This window comes from Rhizobium etli CFN 42, assembly GCF_000092045.1.
Classification (GTDB): domain Bacteria; phylum Pseudomonadota; class Alphaproteobacteria; order Rhizobiales; family Rhizobiaceae; genus Rhizobium; species Rhizobium etli.
Window position 1 is genome coordinate 1,157,890 of the sequence record NC_007761.1, and the last position, 19,218, is coordinate 1,177,107.

Consider the following 19,218-nt stretch of genomic DNA (forward strand, 5'->3'; position numbering starts at 1 on the left):
TTTCAGGAGGCGGCAAATTGTAAGCTTGAAACCGCCATTATTGATGCCACGTCTTTTGCAATGATTACTCTCGTTTCGGTTCGCGGTTCCACACGCCGAGAGAAATCGTTCATCTGCTGAGAGGTCCGCTTCGGCCCCGGCTTTTACGCAGGACAACCGTACATCCGCGTTGAACCGCGTTGCCTTCCATCGTATAGCCCAGGGATGAAATTAGCGATAGCGGTGATCAAGTGACTTCGATTTTAGAGCAGTTGTTGAGCGTGTTCTGGCTCCGGCCTGAGACCGCTATCTGGAGGTATTTGGATATCGAGGCGATGAAGGGCTTCGAATTCGAAGGGAGATCGCTAGACTTTGGATGCGGAGACGGCGTCTTTTCGTTCATTAGAGCGGGGGGGCGGTTTAGCGCAGGCTTCGATGCATTTCAAAAGACGGAGAAACTTGACCGATTTTATCAGAACGTAGACGTGTATGACTCCTATGATGAGAGTTACGATCCCCTCGTGGCGAGCTCTCCTTCGTACCAGATAAGCGTCGGCTTCGATCATAAAGCTAATCTACTTCGAAAAGCGGCGGCGCTGAATTTCTATAAGGAAACGATCGAGGGAGATGGAAACGCGCCCCTACCTTTCGACAGTAATTCGTTTGGCTCGATCTTTTCTAACATCGTCTATTGGCTGGATAATCCGGCTGAGGTCATGTCTGAGCTGGGAAGAATTTTGGTGCCCGGCGGCAAGATCTGCCTGATGCTACCGAATGAAACCCTTCCACAGTTCAGCTTCTATAACTCCTTATATGCCAAGACCAAGGATGAGCAGTGGAAGTGGCTTGAATTGTTAGACCGCGGAAGACTGAGCGATAACATAAAGCAGTCAAAATCAGATGATGCTTGGCGGGAGATTTTTAGAAGCGCAGGCCTTTCGGTTTCTCACCATTCACAACACCTGCCCAAAGTGGTAATCCAAGCATGGGATATTGGTTTTCGACCGATGTTTCCGGCGCTCATGAGCATGGTTGCGAGCGTCGATCCTCAGAAGTTGCCAAGCATAAAAGCAGAGTGGGTAGATGCACTCCGGATGTTTGCAAATCCTCTCACTGCTATAGGCCAAAAAAATGATGGCAGCAGTGCATTTCACTGCTATGTCCTTACCAAGTGATCGATCCGTTAGCGGCCTTCCCAATTCAGCCGGCCAGTTCAGCAGTTTGGGCCAGTTTGTGGGATCATACCTAGTGGTGAATGTTTGGCGCGATTGAATTGTAGTGTAGCTAGTCGGCGCAGCATTCTTCATTAGCTTGCGCTTTTACAGTTGCGTCAGTTTGGCATTTCGCTGTTGCAGGAATCGGTCCTCAGCACCTTTGAGCGGCTACGCACCGTCGCTTATCGCGATCCCATCGCGTTCTTCCAAGCGACGTCTGGCCCCTAGCTCCTCCATCTTTGCTTTGGCACGGCGTGCGGCGGCATGGCACGGCTTCTCGATCCATCGGTAGAACGGATAGGCGAGAGCCAGCGACAGGGCGCAAACGACGATCGGCGTCGTCACCAACCATCCAATTGCCGCGGCCGCGATGACGTGGACGAGGTAAATTGAAAAGCAGGCCTCACCGATGGTCTCCAAGACATTGATGGGGCCTCTTTCAGAGGCGTTCCTGATCTCCACCAGTATCCAGCAAGCGGCGAGCGCCGAGAACGGCACCATGGTCAGGTAAAAGCCGGCTGCGGTGTTCATCGTCGCCCAATAGAGAGCAGAAGCAGTTGCGGCAGTCGCGGCGCGCCAGCCCCAAACATGGCCTGGCAGCTTCAGACGGTGAAGATTTTCAGCAAGGTAGCAGCCGAGGAGCCATGCGGGGATCCCGACAACCCAATTGAGTTGTGGTCCGTAGGCTTTGGCGTTTCCGTATTGGTCAGAGCCAACGCCTATCGCTACGCCATATGCGGCCACGACAGATGCCACGATGAGCAAGGGCCAATCAATCCGGCGAGAGATGGCTAGGATAAGGGGATAAAGGCAGTAGTAAATTGCCTCGCAAACGACGGACCAGAGAATATAGCCGTCGATCGGATTGTAGGCTCGCATACCCAGCGCTTGCGCCAGGATGAAGGCTGCGGCGGCTGGCGGCACTATCCGAATAAAGCGGCCGGCAAGGAATGGCCCGACCGGAAGCATGCGCGCCCGGTACGGATAGTGGATGCAGAAGCCCGAGACTACAAAGAAGGCAATTACCGCCGGATGGCCCGTGAAGAGGTATTTCGAAAGTCCGGGCATCGCCGGGCCAAGAAGGTGCGCGAATACAACAGACAGGGCGGCAACCGCTCTGACGGTATCGATACCTTCGACTTTGCCCGAATTTTGAAGTGAATGCATGCGGCCAAGTAACCTCGGCGCGAATACTTTATCAAGAGACAATTATTAGTGTACTTGCGAGTACTCTAATAAGCCGCCGACACTGAGGCAAAAACCCCATGAAATTGATCCGCAACAAGCGCCGCGGTGCTCACGTGGTCGCTGTCCATGTGGTGCGTCTACTTGGCTTGTTGGAACTGCTGCCGTATGTCGTGCCGCACCTCGATGACTTCATCCCGAAATGGCTGTCGATCGGCATCCTTCTGATGTCTCCCATCGCGCGCGTCATCCACCAGAAGAATCTCAAAGACGAACAGGCTCAAGAAAGGTAGCGCCGCAGCCGCGATGGCCGTTGCATTTGGTCGGGTCCTTCGAAAGGCTCCCGCAGCATGCTTTATCCAGACCCGGCCACTTAAGGCCAGCCGTGGACGATCTGCTATGGCAGCGCCCGCAATGCCTGGACAAAAGACCCCTCAATCTTCAAAATCAATCCGCACCAGGCCATTCCAAGACCAAACACCTAAGCAAATTGCGGACGCGTCCGATTTCATTGTAGGGGAAAACCGTTGAACCGGTACAGTTCCCACCCAAATGCGTCTTTCAGCAGCAAAGTCGATTCCGGCAACATTCGTGATATGGTTTTTTCCGCCAACGCATACTTGGCGGCGCCGATGCGATCGGCCACTATATGCTGTTTCTCTGTTACCCGGATAAAGTACCGGATGTGATTGCGCTCGACAAAGGCGTCCACATCGTTTGCGGATTCAGGAAAGATATAAGGCGGCAGCAACCACCCTTTATCTCTGCCTCCCGTATAGGCGGCGGCAATTAAAGTACTACCCGTATCGAATGGTTGAAATACGATCCTCAAATCATTTGCCGCGACATAGCGATAGACAGTGTAACCTTCACGCTGGGCTCCCAGAAAATCATCGAGTTTTTGCCGGCCAATCAGGACATCCATGACGCCCTGCTCCATCCAGGAATAGGGTTGGCGTTTGGGGCGAGACATGTATTTAACGGCAGGATGACAGAACGCAACGACAGTAACGAGCGCCACCGCAAACGCGAACAAATGGCCGTTGACGGCCCTCTGTCCTTCCCGCAGACGGGCCGACATTTCGAGTAACGACTGGGCAGCACTGCTCGCTGCAATTTTCTCGACTATCAAGCTCGCGCCGATATACGCCGTGGAGTAATACAATAGGTAAGCGGGCGTTGCCCATCGTATGTGGTTGAACATGACGGCGTACCAGATGATGAACATCGCAGCAGTCATCGCGACGAGCAGGAAAATCCTTCTAAACGACGCAATCAACGCACCGACGATAAGGATGAGAGCGACGATTGCATATTGGCGGCGATCCAGAAACCAATCATGCAGTATGAAGAAAAAGTCATGCCAGCCTTGAAGGGTTGTCAGATCGGTGACGAAAACCCGGTTTGCCGGATCGAATGCACGGCCGACTTCGATGCGATAAGCCGCCATCCACTGGTCCGAAAGTCCGGGATGCCCGAAGAAGAAAGGATAGATCGGATTCCCGAGCACAATGAGATTTCTGACGTACCAGTAGCCCGCAAGGGATAAAAACGCGGCCAGGCAAGTCAAAAAAAGCGAAAATGGCAGTTTGCCGCGAAAGATCGAAGGCAAGAGCGCCAAGCCGATCAATCCCACCATCTGAAGCTCGGTATATTTGCCACCGACTGCCCCACCCAAGAGCAAAGCACAACAGACAATCTCTGAAGGCCTGCGGGTCTCAAGGTAACGCCAAAGATAAAGGACGGCGGCAACCGAAAAACAGGATCTGGGAAGGTCTGTCAGAGGAGCTGCGGCGCCCGGTGTAAAAAAGGGCTGGAACGCGATCAGGAAGAAAACCAGCAATAATCCGGCCGCCCGCCAGCGGTGCGCACAACTTGTGAGCAGCAGTAGGAATCCGAGGAATATCGCCACATTCATCAGACCCGCAGCGAGCCAATGGTCGACGAACAATAGTGCACAAGCAAAAAGTACATTGAAGAAAAGCGGTATGTTTCCGTAAAAATTGCTGTTCATCTGCGGCGAGACGAAGCCGCCATGGGAAACGATGCTTTGGGCGAGTGGGATCTGAAAAGCCCAAACGTCAGCTGATCCTGCCGGGAAAAGCGCTGTGACCGACATTACCCCCGTCAAGGCAATAAATGCAGCTGAGGCCAAAAGCGGGAATGGATTGCCCTTGGCGGTCGCCCGCACACCCATTACGGCCAAATTGCGCAAATCGCCAAAAATCGCCCGCACATCATCCCGGCGCCAGATCATCAACATGGCAGCAAGGGGCAGCACGATTTCCGCGCGCAACAAATGAATCGCCCCAAGAGCAGTTGCCAAACCGCCGACGAGCGCAAGTCCCGGCAAGACGCCGCTGAGGAGCAGATCCGTCCCGTCACGAAAAGAAGGATTAATGCCGCGGTTCAACCGAAGCACAAGCGCACGATGAAGGGTCAGGCCGAATAGTAAAATCGCTGCAATGACAAGCCAGGCGGCGAGGACAGTCATGACCGGATGTTTCCCCTTGTGCGTTCCCGCTCATGGGCGGCATCGATGCAAGCTCGCGAACCATCAGATCGGAAATAAAAAACTCGTAGCAGCAAAGACCCGCCACGGAGCAGTCTCAATTCCGATCGCCAAGACCGGATAGGGATCGGTCTCCCTGCCGCCGCGGGCAACGCCCGGCATAAATGAAAATTTTTCCTCTTTGTCAATTGCCAGCGAGGATGGTTCGAAGACGCGGCGTTATGCGGGCGCTGCCGTGATGATGCACTATCACACTCAGGAACTACACACCCCTTTTTCCGCTCGGCGGAAGACCACCACGTACCATTGAACGTAAAACTCTCGCTGCCGTCTCCACGCAGGGGCCGAGTGCCTCGCCACATTCAGAATCTGGAGCCCACCCCATGCTCGTCCATAATTGGCGCGCGGTGCTGAGGCGCGCCTGGAGCGTTCGCCTCATGGCGCTGGCGCTGCTCTTCATCGTCCTCGAGCCGTCTCCAATGTCCTCGCGGCAACCTGGGTATCCGGCAATGTCCACGGCATCGGGGCTCTTCGCTGCGGCGGCGATCGTCGCCCGCATTTTCGTCCAGCAGAAAATTTCAGGAGAACTGAATGGCAAACCGCCTGCAGAAGGGTAGTGCCGCGGCCGCGATGGCCGTTGCTTGGGTCGGAAGCTTCGAAGGGCTGCGGCAGCACGCCTATCCTGACCCGGCCACTCAAGGCCAGCCGTGGACAATCTGCTACGGCAGCACCAATGGCGTGAAGCCGGGCGACTACAAGACAGTGGGAGAGTGCAGGGCGCTGCTTTCGCTCGAGCTGCGGCGGTACGCCAATGGCATCGAGCAGTGCGTCACGGCCCCCCTGCCGGATGCCCGCTTCGTGGCGCTGACCTCCTTCGCCTATAATGTCGGCGTCCGGGCGGCCTGCGGCTCGAGCGCGGTCCGGCTCATCAACCAGGGCAGGACCGCCGAGGGCTGTGAGGCTCTCCTTAAATGGAACCGCGCCGCCGGCATCACCTTTCCCGGCCTGACGCGCCGCCGGCAGAAGGAACGCGCCTTCTGCCTGGAGGGCACCTGATGTTCGGCTTCCTCGATACGCTGAAGATCGGCGCCGGCATTGCCGCGGGCCTTGCCATCTATCGCCTCTATGCGGTCTCGATCGGCTACCCCTCGGCGGCGCGTCAGGCGCGCGCCGGTTACGTCCTCATGTCCGAAAAGACCGCCGCCGAAGCCAGGGCGGCCGAGATGGAGCGTCAGCGCGATGCGGCAGCCGGCGCCGGTGAGGAGCACCGCAAGCGCCTGGAGGCCGCAAAGGCCGCCGAGCAGGCCGCCAGAGACACATTGGAAAACGAGATCCGATCCTATGAACTCGAGCTTTCGCAAAAGAACCGCACTTGCGCTGTCACTGCTGCCGATCGTGACTGGCTGCTCCGCCACTGAGCGCCTGAACAATGCGGCGGTCGCCAGGGGGCAGGCCGCAGCCGGCATCGTGCTGCCGCCGCTGCCGGACGATTTGAGAAAGCAGGAAGGGCATGCGCCTGTCCTTGAGGGCGAGCCGCTGATCGCGATCCTCGCCCGCGAGCGCCAGGCGCTCGACCGCGCCAACGCCCGCCAGGGGCGCAGCGTCAAATTCTATGATGACCTCACCAGCCGATACGGAACACGCCGATGATGAATGCCATTTCGCTCGCTCTTGCCAATCCGCTGCTGAATGGCGCGGGCGGGAGCGCCGGAGACCCCGACCGCTACATGTTCTTCGCCACCCGCAACCGCATGCCGTCGGGCGGCATCGTCACCGCCGCCTCCGGCACGAATTATGTCTGCACCAAGATCGTCGTCAACACGCCGCAATACAAGATGCGGACCTTCCGCTTCCATCTCTCCGGCTTCGCCTCGACCGAAGGCGGAAATTCGCCGCAGGAAACCGTCGTCACCGGCACGATCGGCGCGCCGGGCAATTCCGTGGTCGCCGATGCCATGTTCATCCGCGTCGCCGGCATCTTTTACCAATGCAGCTTCGCCGGCTCGACCACGGTCACCGTCGCCGACCAGACGAACGGCGCCTGGACGGACGAGCTGACCATTCCCGATGTTGCGCCGGACAGCGAAATCGAAATCTGGCTGTTTTATCACACCGCCGTCGGCGAGAAGGTCTGGCCGGTCTACCGCATCCAGAAGCATCGCAGCGAACGTGTCTGGGGCGCCGGCGATCTCGCCAGCCTGCTCGCCTTCAAGGATAGCCCGCTCGCCGACAGCACCGCCGCCCTCGATACCGGCTATGGCACACAGGCGCAGCCGCAATATTGGGGGGCCGATTTCATGGTCGCCAAGGGCGACTGGGACGGAAGGCCGGTTGCGCTTGCTTTCTGCGACAGCATCGGCGAGGCGCGCCAGGAATATTCGTCCGCAGCCGATATGCGCGGCAATCTCGGCTGGTTGCGCCGCTGGCTCGACAAGGATGGTGGACCGGGCCGCATTCCCCATTGCCTGGTTGGCATGCCCGGCGCCGGTTCCGTCCGCGAATATACCGGCAGCGGCTCTTCGATCGCGACCAGGCGCCGCGACATCATCCGCGAAATCATTGCCTTCAACGGCAATAAATGGCCGTTCACGGTCATAACAAATCAGATGGGGCAGAACGACACGGCCTCGACCTATACGCAGTTCTTCACCACCAACTACCGCTCTCTGGTCACCCGCCTGCGCGCCGAATATGCCGGCGTCAGAATCGTCGCCTTCCCGCCGCTGGGGCGCACGACCGTTACCCGCAACATCACGCTGACCTCGGTCGGCACGGTTGCCACGGCGACCATCGCAAGCGGCCTCAACGGACTGGCGACCGGCCAGACCGTCAGTATTTCGGGAGCGACGCCGACCGCCTACAATGGAAGCTATGTGATAGCGGTCGTCGACGCCAACACCTTCACCTACAATTTCGCCGGCGGCACCTCGCCGGCGAGCGGGACAATCACCTGCAACGATCTCGGCCTGGGGGCGGAATATCAGGTCTATGGCGCCAACAACAGCTGGCCGTCGGACGGAACGGACGCTTCGGGCAAATGGCGGCTTCGCGATGATATCCTTGCGCAGACATCGGCTTGCTGCGACGCGGCAATCGATACCTACGCAGCCTGGGTCTCCCCCTCCAGAGGCGGTGTCTGGCCCGGCATGTTGGAGCTCGCGAGCACGACATTGACCGCGCAGGCCGGAACTGACGGCGTTGCCCCCTATAACCAGATCGTCGTCGCGGATGCGAGCATCTTCAGGCCCGAGCAGACGCTGCACATCTATTCCGGTCCGGACGGCCTGGCTCGCTTGAGCACGCAGGTCGTGGCCAGCATCGCTGGCAACGTCATCACCTATCAAGGCTTGAGCGCCGTCGTTCTGCCCGCCGGCTCCGTGGTGCGTCCGGCGCCGTGTGTCGGGGAGCTTTCGCCGGTGTCCTTCATCCACCCGCAGCCGATCATGATCGACCGGATTTCGAGCGGCATTGCCCAGTCCGAGAAGCTGAAATTCAACTCCTGAGGTGCCCCGCCATGACATCCAACGACGATATCCTGCGCGCCCTCGGGCGCGTCGAGGGAAGGCTGAGCGGCATCGAGGAAAACGTCGCGCTGCTGCGCCAGGAGATGAGCGATGAAAAGGCCAATGCCCATGAGAGCCGAGCCGTGATCCACAAGCGGCTCGACGAACAGGCAAGGCAGATCGCCCACCTCGATACCAGGGCGGCGATCCGCGGCGGAGCCGACGCGCAGATCCGCGACGAGATCCTGACGCTCAGGGAAACCGTCGAGAAGAACCACGAGACGGTCGGTCCGGCGCTCGAAGAGTGGAAACGGATGAAATCGATCGGCTATGGCATCTCCGGGCTGATTGCCTTCGCCGGCCTGACGACGGGCGGGGTCATTGCCTATGCGAGCGACGGGGCGGTGGCGGCGCTCAGGCATTGGTTGAAGATCAGTTGAGCGGTGCGCCACTTTGCGCTGCTTGGCGACTGGCGACCGATGGCGACTGACGGCGAATGCCGGCAAGTCAAACGCAGCAAAACGGCGTCAGCTCGGCTGATATATTGCTCTCTCGCACGGCTTACTAAAATTAGACTTTTCTAACGAACAAAACTGCCGCCTGTTTGTTACCCCTTCAAGGAGGAAACAGACATGAAGAGCATGAGCAATCGCCAAGTTCGTATTCCCGGGCCCCGGGAACATGATGTTGCCGAGCATTGCCGCAAGTTCGGGATTGGTCCGGCGGAGGAGAAGAAGCTGAAAAAGCTGCTCGGGTCTCACGCACCGCTGCACGAGATTCAGGCCAACGCGCCGCCGCGCCTGCCGAAATGGCGATAGCGCCGGAGCCGGAACTTCCGGCACTATCCGGCGTTTGGATCGCCGGGCCGCGCGGCTGGTCTCGTCTCCTGTACCCCTGCTACCCCGGCAGGCGCTGCGCGGTCCACTGATTCCCTGGCTATCGGCGTGTGGTTTCTGCGCACGCACTCAGAGCCATCAATGGCGCAACTCGCGCGACAGCATCAGGATATAGTCGTCGGCGATGTCGGCGACCACCATGGCCGCTTCGGCCGGCGGATAGCCCCTGCCGACGGCCTCGGCAATGATCTTCATGACCTGCGGTTCAAGCGCCTCCCGGCAGTCGGAAAGGCTTTTCTCGTCCGGGCATTTGGCACGAAATTCCACAATGTTATTCATGGCGTACCCCTCCGTTTGATGTTGCGGCGCATCCTTGGTGCATGAAGCCCGTCCTCTCGGGAAAGGCGGGTCATCGTTCCGGTGCGCCGTGCCGGAACAAATTAGCGATCATGAAAATACGATGTCACAGGGCGGGATGTATTCAAGTTGATGCTGATATTAAGGTAAGCCAGTAGGGTTAATTCGTCCAGCGGCAGTTGACGATCCGTCTGCGGGCTTGTCAGGCAATGGCGCAACACCTTGTTTCCGTGTCGCTTTCCGGTACAAAAAACCCGGCGGTCCGTTCGGTTTTTCGTGGCAAATACCGCCATTTACCATATGCTGCGAGGGCCGGGCGCAGCTCTGTGCCGGAGCCGGACAGCCACGAAAAAAGCCCGTCTTCGCGACCAGCCGGTAACGTAAATGTGGGATCGCTAAGATTTTACGGTTCAGCCATGCCCGCTGACAGCCCCATGGCGGGAATAGTCATGTTTTACGAAATGTCCGCAAGTTGCAACGCATAGCGGACCGCGAGAAAGCTCGTCTCGACCAGTATCGGTCACCGCGATGCGGCCGGCATGACATCAGCACCATCCATGACATAGGTCGCATAACGATGGTCGCGGATCAGGCTTATTTTTTGCCCGCGCCATTCGAGCAGCATGAAATAGGCAGGACCGCCCGACGGTTCGGCCGATACCAGCAATATTTCCCGGCCTTCCAGCCAGGCCGGTTCGACCCTGACCAGCGGATATCCGGCATAATAGGTGAAAAATCGACCGACGTCGGCGGCACCCGAGATTTCCGGCCGTCGCGCCTGACGAAGCCGAACGTCTTCGGCCAGCAAGCGACGCAGCGCGTCCCAATCTTGGGCGTTGAAGAGCGCTGCGAAGTTGAGGGCCTCGGGACTTGGCGACGGCGCAACCTCGGACCGCACGTCGGAGATCGCGCGCAATCTTGCCCGACCGCGCGACAGATGGGCCTTGACCGCATCGACACTCAGATCCAGCAGCGCTGCGATATCCGCAAGCGACTCTCCCAGCACATCCTTGAGGATAACCGCGCTGCGTTGCGGCACCGGCAATTCTGCAAAATGACCCAGGGCGACCCGCACCGTGTCCCGCCGGATCAGCGCGTCCTCCGGGCCGGCGGCGCTTATATCGGCCAGATCGAAGGCCATCTCAAGCGGCTCCGACCGGCGCGTACTGCGCTGGCGCAGAGCATCCATGGCTCGATTGTGGACGATGCGAAATAGCCACGGTCGCAGCGGCGTGCCCGGCGGGATCGAGCCAGCCGTCGCAAAAACCCTGGCAAACGCGTCCTGAATCACGTCCTCGCCGTCGATCACCGAACCCACCAGACGAGCAGCATAGCGATGCAGTTGGGGGCGAAGCGCGTCCGCTTCCCTGGCCAGGTCTGCGAGCAGAGTTTTTCTCTCTGCGGCCCCGAGAGCTGGGTCTTCCGTCATTCGATGACCGTCACACCCGTATCCCCACGCACGGCATAGACCATGGCCTCGGCGAGGCCGGATTTGCCGATCAGTTCGGCGACCGTATCACCGAAAGCCCGCGGCGTCATGTTCGGCCAGGTGGCGGCCTGTTCGGCAAATGTCCGACCCGCCTTCGCAGCATAGGCCCCAATGCCAGTATCGCCCACACCAGTTCCAACGAACATCTGCCGGGGAACGAGGACCCGGAACCGCAAACCCAGGCCGAGTTCCGCCGACAAGCCATCGGCATATTTTGCAATGAACCACTGCGCGCGCTTGGCGCCGGCATAACCTCCCGATAGCGGCGACCCCTGCACGGCGGCTCCGCTGGAGATCAGGACGACGAGCCCGCCCGGCGCCATCGGCACGGTCAGGGCAGCCTGTACCCAATGCAGCGCGGCCTTGACGTCCACATTCCAGTTCGTCGTGAATGCCTCCCAGCCAATCCGGTCGATTCGTTCCATGGGCGGTTCCGCACCGGCATTCATGATGACGACATCAGGTCGCGTCTGCTCCATGATCCGCCACGCCGCGTCGGCATCAGTTGCATCAGCCGATATGGCGGTGACGGGCGGTTGCTCAGCCGGCCCCCGCATAGCCGTCGCCTTTCGGGCGACCACGGTGACGCCGGCCGCGCGAGCAACGAATGCCTCGGCGAGCCCACTCCCCAAGCCGCGGCTCCCGCCGACGACCACAATTCGCTTTCCTTCCAGATCCATTTCTCAGTCCTCATTCGGGTCGGTTTCGACCGCTCGACGACGGTCGCGACAAAGACGTTTCAAGGAGGTGAAAAGAGTCAACGCAATCTGCGATTTGTGGAAGCCGGCGTCAAAAAGTCGGCTGGGTCTTCACGAGCCTTTCTTTTTCATTGCAGCTTTCGCCACACCGGATGCCTCAGGCCGCGGCAAATGGCACAGCGATGAAGGTTTTATTCCCGTCGCGTTCGACGAGCAGCAGCACGGATTTGCGGCCGGCCTTGCCGGCTTCGGCGATTGCGGCCTTGACGTCGCGGGCATTGTGGACCGGCCGGTCGTTGACCGAGACGATGACGTCGCCCGACTGAATACCGGCGGCAGCCGCCGATTTGTCCGGATTGACGCTGGCGACCACCGCGCCGCTGACGGAGCGCGGCAGGTTGATCTGCTGGCGCACATCCGGCGTCAGCTCGGCAAGGCCGATGCCGAGGCTCGGCTGGCCGGAGGCCCGGCCCGGCGCTTCCGGGCTTGTCGCCGCGGCCTGCTTCTGGCCGTCGGCATTGGCGCCGACGGTAACGTTGAGATCGATGGTCTTGCCGTCGCGCCAGACGCCGAGCGATTTCTGCGTGCCCGGCGAGAGATCGGCGACAAGGCGCGACAGGTCCTTCGGTGTCTTGACGGTTTCGCCGCCGACCGAGGTGACGATGTCGCCGGGCTTCAGGCCGGCATGGGCGGCCGGCGTATCGGCGGAGACGGCGGCGACCAGCGCGCCGCCGGTCTTGTCGAGGCCGACGGCATCGGCGACGTCTTTCGTGACCGGCTGGATCTGCACGCCGAGATAGCCGTGATTGATCGAACCATCCTTCTCAAGCTTGGCGACGATCGCCTTGGCCTCGTCGGAGGGAATGGCGAAGCCGACGCCGACGCTGCCGCCGTTCGGCGAATAGATGGCGGTGTTGATGCCGACGACCTTGCCCTCACGATCGACGAGTGGGCCGCCTGAGTTGCCGTGGTTGATCGGCGCGTCGATCTGGATGAAATCGTCATAGGGTCCGCTGTGCAAATCGCGGCCGCGCGCCGAGACGATGCCCGCCGTCACCGTGGTGCCGATGCCGAAGGGATTGCCGATCGCCAGGATCTGGTCGCCGAGCTTCAGCTTGTCGGAATCGCCCCAGGCGATGGTCTGCAGCGGCTTGCCGGCCTGGATCTTCAACACGGCGACATCGGATTTCGGATCGGTGCCGATCAGCTTGGCCGGCAGTTCGGTGCCGTCGTCGAGCGTCACCTTGATGTCGAGGGCATTGTCGATGACGTGGTTGTTGGTGACGATGACGCCATCGGGGCTGATGATGAAGCCGGAGCCGAGCGCCATCGCATGCTGGGAGCCGCGCTGTTGCGGCGCCGGGCGCGGCAGCGGAATGCCCTGGTCCTCGAAGAACTGGCGGAACTGCTCGTCCATCGGCGATTGCTGATCGGCGCTGACATCCGTCGTCTTCATCGTCGTGGTGATGGTGACGACCGCAGGCTTGTCGGCGTCGACGACGGAGGCGAAGGAGCCGCTTGCGGCAAGGATGCCGCCGGTATCGGAGGGAGCGGCCAGTGCGGTGGAACTGTTGATCGCAAGGGGCAGGCAGGCCGCGCCGGCGATGATGGCGGCTCCGACGAGCGCTGCGGTGCGGTATTTGAGGAGGATGTGTGACATGGCGATAATCCCTTGGGCGGTCGCCCTCTCGAAGAAGATTGGCTTTTGATGGCGTCGTGGTTCCATGTCATGGGACCTGGCGTCGAATAGCGGATGGCGCCAATTCCTCTTGGGACACGCGCAGTCGTCGCGGGCGGCGGCCTGGCGAATGGAAGAATTCGCGCTTGCCGATTCATATGATCGCGCCGGCCCGATTTACAAATTAAATATCGATCATGTTTGTATTGCCGATTTGTAAGGTTTCTCTTGGGTTTAACCCTGCTTTTCGAGAGGCTGGCGCGCAGCGGGAAGGGCGGGCCTTTTCCCGCCGGCAGCATGGCTTCTTCTCGAAATTCCGTCGACAATAAGCGTGCTTATCGCCGCCGATCGGTGATCCGCCCGCCGTCCGCGTCCGTAATTGCCGGCAGATGATCCTTGGCCTGCAGGAACATGTCACGACGATCAGATGTTAGTAGAATCTAAATTATTTCTTCTTCAGAACGTAAATGGGGGAGAATCGGCGGTGGTCGAGTCCCGTGACGGCAGACGGGGGACGATGAGCAAGTCGGTGGAGTGGGGGAGGAAGCCCAGGGGCGACGCGCCTGTGAAGCTCAGCGATGTGGCCAAGAAGGTGGGCGTCAGCGCGATCACCATCTCGCGCGCTCTGCGCAATCCCGAAATCGTCTCCGAGGATCTGCGCGAGGAGATCCTGCGTGCGGTCGAGGAGATGGGCTATATTCCCAATCTTGCCGCCCGGGCGCTGGCCGGCCGCCACAACGGCACCGTCGCCGTCATCACGCCCGCCTTGCACCAATACGGCTTTACCAATCTGATGGTCGGTATCGAGGATCGTTTCCGCGACACCGATCTCACCGTGCAATATTCCAATACATTGCACCATGCCGAGGGCGAGGCCGGCCTGTTGAAATCCTTCCTGACGCAGAAACCGGCCGGCGTCATCATTGCCGGCGCCGAATCCTACCGCGATCTTCTGCCGCTGATCGACAATGCTGCCTGTCCCATCGCCCATGTCACCGATCTGAGCCAGGAGCCGCAGAAGCTGGTCGTCGGCCTCGATCATTATAGGGCAGGCGCCGAACCCACCCGCTTCCTGTTGTCGAGGGGCTACAGGAGGATCGCCTTCTTCGGCCGAGGCGCCGATGTCCGCTCGCGCCGGCGGATAGAAGGCTACGAGGCGGTGATGCGGGACGCGGGGCGTTTCGACCCCGCTCTCATTATCGGCGGCGATGCGCCAAGCCGCACCGGCCTCGGCCGGGAACTGTTTGCCCGGCTGATCGAACGCGTGCCCGATGTCGATGCCGTTTTTGCCCAGAGCGACGAACTGGCGCTCGGCGTCCTGATCGAATGCAAGGCGCGCGGCATCCGCGTGCCGGAGGAGGTCGGCATCTGCGGCTTCAACGATCTGGAATTCTCCGCCTTCGTCGAGCCGTCGCTGACGACGGTGTACATCCCGCGCCAGGACATCGGCTACCGCGTCGCCGACATGCTGCTGCGCGCCATCCGCGACGAACCGCCTGACGAAGACAGGGTCGATTGCGGCTTTTCGATCATCCCCCGGGGCTCGACCCGGTAACCTGTTACGGCACCGCGACAATAGACGTTGAGCCGAGCCTTGCTGAAGCCGGCGCTAGGAATCGTTCCAATTATTCCGTATACGGACAATATGGTGACCATTGTGCTGAAAAATGGATAAGGTAGGCTTGTCTTTCGACAGAATGCGGACCTTTGTTCGCGTCGCCGAGCGCGCCAACCTGTCGATGGTCGCAAGGGAGCTGGGCGTCGGCCAATCCACCGTGACGCGGCACCTCAATGAACTGGAGGAGGCTGTCGGCGTGGCCCTCCTCAGCCGCACCACGCGGCGGGTCACCCTGACGGAGGAAGGCAGTCGCTATTATACCAACTGCCTTCAGATATTGCGCCTGGTCGAACAGGCTGCGGAAGAAGCCAGAGATGCACGTCAGGCCCCCGCTGGCGCGGTTCGCCTGTCCTGTACGGCGGCGCTTGGCGTCATGCATGTCACGCGCATGATCTTCGATTTTCAGGACAGGCATCCTGATATCCGCGTCGACCTCAACCTGACGGATGAGCGGATCGACCTGGTTCGCGAAGGGGTTGATGTGGCGCTGCGTCTTGGCCCTCTCGCCGACAGCTCGATGAAGCTTCATGCGATCGGAGAGAGCCAGCGGCTGCTGGTCGGCGCTCCGGCCTATTTGTCCGCCCAGGGGCGGCCGGAGCGCCCGGCCGACCTGTCACGCTACGAAACCGTCGTGATGTCCAACGTCGCAGGCAGCAATCAGCTCCTTCTTTCCGCTCCCGATGGCACCAGCCTGGTGATCCCGGTTAGCGGTCGGTTGCGTGTCGACCACGGGCTTGCGGCGCGCGCAGCCCTTGCCGCCGGACGCGGCATTGGTCCTACCCATCTCTGGCTGGTTCACGATCTTCTCGACGACGGCCGCCTCGAGGTCGTGCTTGGAGACCATCGGCCTTCGCCGGTTCCGGTAAGCTTGCTGATTGTTCCCGAGCGTGCGGCCATTGCCCGCGTTCGGCTCCTCGTCGACTTTCTTGCCGCCGAGGTTGCCAAGCTGCCGGGAATCCGGCCATCGTAAGTCTTTGTTTTCAAGGGATCGTTACCCGCAAAATCGCTGCCGCGCTTTTGCGGGGACAGGCTTCAGCCTCCGAAAGAGCGCTTGTCGCCGCGCCATCCCGACGTCCGCAGAAACTGCTCCCAGTTGAGCGTCTCCGGCGCCAGGCGCCGGCTCCATTCGAGGTCATGCTCCTTGCCGAAATAGCCATACTCGACAGCATATTCGACCATCCCGAGAATCTCTCGAACGAGAAATTCGTTGGCGGCAAACTCCGGAAAATAGGTCAGCAGCCCCTCTCTGGTGAAAGCATTCCGATACTCGGCCTTGCGGCCGGTCACGCGTTGAAAGGTTTCGACCATCTCGCGGGGAGAAATGATATCGCCGACGATCGGCAGCGTCTTACCATTATAGCGCTCGGGGTGTGAGAAGATCTCGAGGACGACAGGCCCGGTCGCCGTCAGCGGATCGACGAAAGGTGCGGCGAAATCTTCGGGAAGATAAATCGGCAGGAGCAGGGTGTCGCCCTCCATGCGCGGGGCGTAATATTCGAGAAGGTTGGTGTAGAAGAATGCCAGCATGATGAAGGAATGCGAGACCGGCAGGCCGCGAATGTAATCGGCAACGCGGGCTTTATCGGTGAAATGTGGCGCATATTTCGTCCCGCCGGTGATCTTGTCGACATTCTCCAGCGTGCTGAAAACAATGTGCTTGACACCGGCCTCCACGGCGGCATCCGCCAGCTGCCGCCCGAGAGGCGCCTCGCTTGTCTCCGGCGGGGCGATCGGCGGCGTCATCAGAAAGGCGCCGGCCGCGCCCTTGAATGCAGCAACGAGATCCTTCTGCCGGCCGAGTTCGAGAGGCACGGTAGCGATCTCGGCGCCGAGTTTCGCCAGACGCAAAGCTTCCGGCGAATCCTTTCTCCGCGTGAAAGCACGAACGCGGAACCGCTGGCTTGCAAGAAGTGTCGCAACGACGCTGCGCCCCTGTTTGCTCGTTGCACCGGTAACCGCGATCAGTGGCTTGTTGTCTATAGACATGGCTTTCATCCTTCCCTGTCATTGGCTGCCGGCTGGAGAACTGGGGGTCTTCGTGCCGGTGGGCGGCCGGCCGATGCCGATGGCCACCCAATGGAAGGCACCTTTAGCTCAACAGGGACTACGGCTGTAGATAGCTGTAATGCATAAGATAATGCCGTTTCCTGGATAAATGGCAGAACGGCATGGCCGGAAGCGCCAGCGAAGCAAAGGCTCTGCCGGCGCCTCTGTTGCTCAGGGTACCAGCAGGATACCGCCCGCCGAGCGTCCGGATTCCATCTCTTCGTGCGCTCTGGCAACATCGGCCAAACGGTATTCGGCAGCGATTTGCGAAACGATTCCTGTTTCCATCGCTCGCACTGCAGCGAGTGCTGCCTCACGATACTGTCCGATGTCAGCACACCAGGCCATGATGCTCGGATGGCAGAGGGACTTGCCCGGGCGGAGCTCCTCGACCGGCACGGGCGGAATGGCGCCGGCGGCCTGACCGATGGTGACAGCCATGCCGAATGGCCGGACAGAGCGTATGGTTTTGAGGAGCGTGTCGCCGCCTATGCCGTCATAGGCGACGTCTACGCCGAGCCCGTTCGTCAGCCGCTTCACTTCCGCGACGATATCGGCGTCTCGTCCAATGATAAGGTGATCGGCGCCACAGGACGCGGCGAGCGCGGCCTTTTCGGCAGAACCGACCGTCCCGATCACCGTGGCATCGAGCGATTTGGCCCAGCGAACGAGGATGCTGCCGAGCCCGCCCGCGGCAGCATGAATCAGAATCTGCATTCCGGCACGCACATCATAAGTCTTTTTCAGCAGCATGTAGGCCGTCATGCCCTTGAGGAGCGAACTTGCTGCCGTTTTTGCGGATACGGCATCAGGCAGCTTGATCGCCCGTTCAGCGGCAATATTCCGCGCGGAACGATAGGCGCCAACCGGCGGCCCGGCATAGGCGACGCGGTCACCCCTTCCGAACATCGAGACGCCGGCGCCGACATCCTCGACGATGCCCGCCGCCTCGGCGCCGATCACCGCGGGGTAGGACGGCATCGGATAGAGGCCCCTGCGGTGATAGATGTCGAGAAAGTTGGTTCCGATCGCCTCATGACGAATTTTGATCTCACCGTCCCCGGGAGGCTCACAATGGTGCCGCTCGACATGGAACTGGGTGACGTCGCCGGGGGCGTTCAGCCATATGATTTGGTCGGTCATCGCTCGTGCTCTCCTTTATGCCGGCAGATTAAGCGGTGGCATGGTGTGTGAAAATTCCCTATTGTTTCACAATGACTGGGAGAGAATTCACAAATATCGACTGGGACGATCTTCGGCATTTCCTGGCGCTTGCCCAGACGGGAACGCTGCTTGGCGCCGCAAAGCAGCTCGGCGTCGAACACGCCACGGTAAGCCGGCGGATTTCGTCGCTTGAAGCCAGCCTGGGTCGCAAGCTCGTCGACCGGCGCGGACGGCGCATCAGTTTGAACCGGGACGGAGAACAGGTTGCCAGGCACGCAGCTCTGGTCGCGGTCCATACAGCGGCCATCGAGCAGCTTGGTCGCAGCAGCACCACGGAATTGCGCGGTCACGTCAGGATCAGCGCGCCCCCCGCACTCTCGAGCGTGCTGCTGGCACAGCCGATCGCGGCCGTCAGGCGCGACCATCCCGGCGTCGAGATCACCCTTGTCGGAGAAAAGCGCCTCGCCTCGCTGAACAGGCGAGAGGCCGACATCGCCGTGCGGATGTCGCGTCCCGAGGAGGGCGATTACTCGATCGTCAAGCTCGGCGAGACAAGCTTTCACCTTTACGCATCAAGGACCTATCTCGAAACGGTCCCACCGAAGGACTGGACCTTCATCGGCTACGACGAAACCATGAATGCCTCACCGCAGCAGTTGCGGCTGGTCGAGCTCGCCGCCGGCCGGCCGATCGCGGTGAGATCGTCCGTTCTGGAGTTTCAGGCCGCAATCGCAAATTTAGGGGCAGGTGTCGTCATGCTGCCCGATTTCGTCGTCGCGGAGTCCAGCGGCCTGCAGCGCATTGAGACGGAACATCCTTTGACGAGAGAGGTCTGGCTGGTTGTCCATTCGGATATCAAAGACGTCCCCTCCATTCGCGTCGTCATCGATGCGCTGAAAAAGGTTCTGGAGGAGTAACGTGCAGGCACCTGCTGCAGCT

General features: G+C 60.3%; 20 protein-coding genes. 12 read left to right on the forward strand and 8 right to left on the reverse strand.

The features are described 5' to 3' along the window. Positions 1–209: 209 nt before the first annotated feature. Positions 210–1,154 (forward strand): methyltransferase domain-containing protein, encoded by a 945-nt coding sequence (locus tag RHE_RS05655; RefSeq protein ID WP_166486924.1) that lies wholly within the window; start codon positions 210–212, stop codon positions 1,152–1,154. 207 nt (positions 1,155–1,361) lie between these two features. Here RHE_RS05655 and RHE_RS05660 read toward each other — a convergent pair whose 3' ends face one another. Next, the gene (locus RHE_RS05660; RefSeq protein ID WP_042118098.1) at positions 1,362–2,360 is read right to left on the reverse strand and encodes an acyltransferase family protein; all 999 of its coding nucleotides are present in this window, start codon (positions 2,358–2,360) and stop codon (positions 1,362–1,364) included. A 98-nt stretch (positions 2,361–2,458) separates the two neighbouring features. Between RHE_RS05660 and RHE_RS05665 the strand changes: the two genes are divergently transcribed. Continuing rightward, positions 2,459–2,671: a hypothetical protein gene (locus RHE_RS05665; protein WP_011424451.1), complete on the forward strand. Its 213-nt coding sequence runs from the start codon at positions 2,459–2,461 to the stop codon at positions 2,669–2,671. Positions 2,672–2,886: 215 nt separating this feature from the next. Here RHE_RS05665 and RHE_RS05670 read toward each other — a convergent pair whose 3' ends face one another. Beyond that, positions 2,887–4,872, reverse strand: coding sequence for a hypothetical protein (locus tag RHE_RS05670; protein ID WP_011424452.1), 1,986 nt, complete (start codon positions 4,870–4,872; stop codon positions 2,887–2,889). Between the two features lie 401 nt (positions 4,873–5,273). On the opposite strand from RHE_RS05670, the gene RHE_RS05675 reads away from it, so the two are divergent. The 7 genes from RHE_RS05675 (at position 5,274) to RHE_RS05705 (ending at position 9,211) form a co-directional block, all read left to right on the forward strand. Continuing rightward, positions 5,274–5,507: a DUF7940 domain-containing protein gene (locus tag RHE_RS05675; RefSeq protein ID WP_011424453.1), complete on the forward strand. Its 234-nt coding sequence runs from the start codon at positions 5,274–5,276 to the stop codon at positions 5,505–5,507. After that, entirely contained in the window at positions 5,482–5,946 is a 465-nt protein-coding gene (locus RHE_RS05680; protein ID WP_011424454.1) for a lysozyme, read from the forward strand. The genes RHE_RS05675 and RHE_RS05680 overlap by 26 nt, the downstream gene beginning before the upstream one ends. Continuing rightward, positions 5,946–6,308 carry a hypothetical protein gene (locus RHE_RS05685; protein ID WP_042118100.1) on the forward strand — a complete coding sequence of 121 codons (363 nt, stop codon included), beginning with the start codon at positions 5,946–5,948 and terminating at the stop codon, positions 6,306–6,308. The genes RHE_RS05680 and RHE_RS05685 overlap by 1 nt, the downstream gene beginning before the upstream one ends. Before the next feature lie 4 nt (positions 6,309–6,312). Next, the gene (locus RHE_RS05690; RefSeq protein WP_042119204.1) at positions 6,313–6,540 is read left to right on the forward strand and encodes a hypothetical protein; all 228 of its coding nucleotides are present in this window, start codon (positions 6,313–6,315) and stop codon (positions 6,538–6,540) included. After that, complete coding sequence (locus RHE_RS05695; protein ID WP_042118102.1) at positions 6,537–8,393, forward strand: hypothetical protein; 1,857 nt, start codon at positions 6,537–6,539, stop codon at positions 8,391–8,393. The genes RHE_RS05690 and RHE_RS05695 overlap by 4 nt, the downstream gene beginning before the upstream one ends. Positions 8,394–8,404: 11 nt before the next feature. After that, positions 8,405–8,833 (forward strand): hypothetical protein, encoded by a 429-nt coding sequence (locus RHE_RS05700; RefSeq protein WP_011424456.1) that lies wholly within the window; start codon positions 8,405–8,407, stop codon positions 8,831–8,833. A 192-nt stretch (positions 8,834–9,025) separates the two neighbouring features. Then, positions 9,026–9,211: a hypothetical protein gene (locus RHE_RS05705; protein ID WP_020920687.1), complete on the forward strand. Its 186-nt coding sequence runs from the start codon at positions 9,026–9,028 to the stop codon at positions 9,209–9,211. Positions 9,212–9,367: 156 nt separating this feature from the next. Here RHE_RS05705 and RHE_RS05710 read toward each other — a convergent pair whose 3' ends face one another. The 4 genes from RHE_RS05710 to RHE_RS05725 form a co-directional block, all read right to left on the reverse strand. Next, a complete protein-coding gene (locus RHE_RS05710) occupies positions 9,368–9,568 on the reverse strand; it encodes a hypothetical protein (RefSeq protein ID WP_020920688.1) in 201 nt (66 codons plus the stop codon). 538 nt (positions 9,569–10,106) lie between these two features. After that, positions 10,107–11,015 carry a sigma-70 family RNA polymerase sigma factor gene (locus RHE_RS05715; protein ID WP_011424459.1) on the reverse strand — a complete coding sequence of 303 codons (909 nt, stop codon included), beginning with the start codon at positions 11,013–11,015 and terminating at the stop codon, positions 10,107–10,109. Continuing rightward, a complete protein-coding gene (locus tag RHE_RS05720) occupies positions 11,012–11,755 on the reverse strand; it encodes an SDR family NAD(P)-dependent oxidoreductase (RefSeq protein WP_042118104.1) in 744 nt (247 codons plus the stop codon). The genes RHE_RS05715 and RHE_RS05720 overlap by 4 nt, the downstream gene beginning before the upstream one ends. 175 nt (positions 11,756–11,930) lie before the next feature. Next, positions 11,931–13,433, reverse strand: coding sequence for a DegQ family serine endoprotease (locus tag RHE_RS05725; RefSeq protein WP_011424461.1), 1,503 nt, complete (start codon positions 13,431–13,433; stop codon positions 11,931–11,933). Positions 13,434–13,968: 535 nt separating this feature from the next. Between RHE_RS05725 and RHE_RS05730 the strand changes: the two genes are divergently transcribed. Continuing rightward, the gene (locus RHE_RS05730; protein ID WP_011424462.1) at positions 13,969–15,006 is read left to right on the forward strand and encodes a LacI family DNA-binding transcriptional regulator; all 1,038 of its coding nucleotides are present in this window, start codon (positions 13,969–13,971) and stop codon (positions 15,004–15,006) included. A 112-nt stretch (positions 15,007–15,118) separates the two neighbouring features. After that, on the forward strand, positions 15,119–16,039 hold the full coding sequence (locus RHE_RS05735; protein ID WP_011424463.1) for a LysR family transcriptional regulator: 921 nt from the start codon (positions 15,119–15,121) through the stop codon (positions 16,037–16,039). Between the two features lie 62 nt (positions 16,040–16,101). Here RHE_RS05735 and RHE_RS05740 read toward each other — a convergent pair whose 3' ends face one another. Together RHE_RS05740 and RHE_RS05745 are read right to left on the reverse strand one after the other, a co-directional pair. Further along, the gene (locus tag RHE_RS05740; protein ID WP_011424464.1) at positions 16,102–17,055 is read right to left on the reverse strand and encodes an NmrA/HSCARG family protein; all 954 of its coding nucleotides are present in this window, start codon (positions 17,053–17,055) and stop codon (positions 16,102–16,104) included. Positions 17,056–17,286: 231 nt separating this feature from the next. Then, complete coding sequence (locus RHE_RS05745) at positions 17,287–18,258, reverse strand: quinone oxidoreductase family protein (RefSeq protein ID WP_011424465.1); 972 nt, start codon at positions 18,256–18,258, stop codon at positions 17,287–17,289. 71 nt (positions 18,259–18,329) lie between these two features. On the opposite strand from RHE_RS05745, the gene RHE_RS05750 reads away from it, so the two are divergent. After that, entirely contained in the window at positions 18,330–19,196 is an 867-nt protein-coding gene (locus tag RHE_RS05750) for a LysR family transcriptional regulator (protein WP_011424466.1), read from the forward strand. Positions 19,197–19,218 lie beyond the last annotated feature (22 nt).

What these genes read in the sequence shown, in the direction of transcription:
- RHE_RS05660 (WP_042118098.1), bottom strand. Translation starts at nt 2,360, where the DNA reads ATGCATTCACTTCAAAATTCGGGCAAAGTCGAAGGTATCGATACCGTC.
- RHE_RS05665 (WP_011424451.1), top strand. Translation starts at nt 2,459, where the DNA reads ATGAAATTGATCCGCAACAAGCGCCGCGGTGCTCACGTGGTCGCTGTC.
- RHE_RS05670 (WP_011424452.1), bottom strand. Translation starts at nt 4,872, where the DNA reads ATGACTGTCCTCGCCGCCTGGCTTGTCATTGCAGCGATTTTACTATTC.
- RHE_RS05675 (WP_011424453.1), top strand. Translation starts at nt 5,274, where the DNA reads ATGCTCGTCCATAATTGGCGCGCGGTGCTGAGGCGCGCCTGGAGCGTT.
- RHE_RS05680 (WP_011424454.1), top strand. Translation starts at nt 5,482, where the DNA reads ATGGCAAACCGCCTGCAGAAGGGTAGTGCCGCGGCCGCGATGGCCGTT.
- RHE_RS05685 (WP_042118100.1), top strand. Translation starts at nt 5,946, where the DNA reads ATGTTCGGCTTCCTCGATACGCTGAAGATCGGCGCCGGCATTGCCGCG.
- RHE_RS05695 (WP_042118102.1), top strand. Translation starts at nt 6,537, where the DNA reads ATGATGAATGCCATTTCGCTCGCTCTTGCCAATCCGCTGCTGAATGGC.
- RHE_RS05700 (WP_011424456.1), top strand. Translation starts at nt 8,405, where the DNA reads ATGACATCCAACGACGATATCCTGCGCGCCCTCGGGCGCGTCGAGGGA.
- RHE_RS05705 (WP_020920687.1), top strand. Translation starts at nt 9,026, where the DNA reads ATGAAGAGCATGAGCAATCGCCAAGTTCGTATTCCCGGGCCCCGGGAA.
- RHE_RS05710 (WP_020920688.1), bottom strand. Translation starts at nt 9,568, where the DNA reads ATGAATAACATTGTGGAATTTCGTGCCAAATGCCCGGACGAGAAAAGC.
- RHE_RS05715 (WP_011424459.1), bottom strand. Translation starts at nt 11,015, where the DNA reads ATGACGGAAGACCCAGCTCTCGGGGCCGCAGAGAGAAAAACTCTGCTC.
- RHE_RS05720 (WP_042118104.1), bottom strand. Translation starts at nt 11,755, where the DNA reads ATGGATCTGGAAGGAAAGCGAATTGTGGTCGTCGGCGGGAGCCGCGGC.
- RHE_RS05725 (WP_011424461.1), bottom strand. Translation starts at nt 13,433, where the DNA reads ATGTCACACATCCTCCTCAAATACCGCACCGCAGCGCTCGTCGGAGCC.
- RHE_RS05730 (WP_011424462.1), top strand. Translation starts at nt 13,969, where the DNA reads ATGAGCAAGTCGGTGGAGTGGGGGAGGAAGCCCAGGGGCGACGCGCCT.
- RHE_RS05735 (WP_011424463.1), top strand. Translation starts at nt 15,119, where the DNA reads ATGGATAAGGTAGGCTTGTCTTTCGACAGAATGCGGACCTTTGTTCGC.
- RHE_RS05740 (WP_011424464.1), bottom strand. Translation starts at nt 17,055, where the DNA reads ATGTCTATAGACAACAAGCCACTGATCGCGGTTACCGGTGCAACGAGC.
- RHE_RS05745 (WP_011424465.1), bottom strand. Translation starts at nt 18,258, where the DNA reads ATGACCGACCAAATCATATGGCTGAACGCCCCCGGCGACGTCACCCAG.
- RHE_RS05750 (WP_011424466.1), top strand. Translation starts at nt 18,330, where the DNA reads ATGACTGGGAGAGAATTCACAAATATCGACTGGGACGATCTTCGGCAT.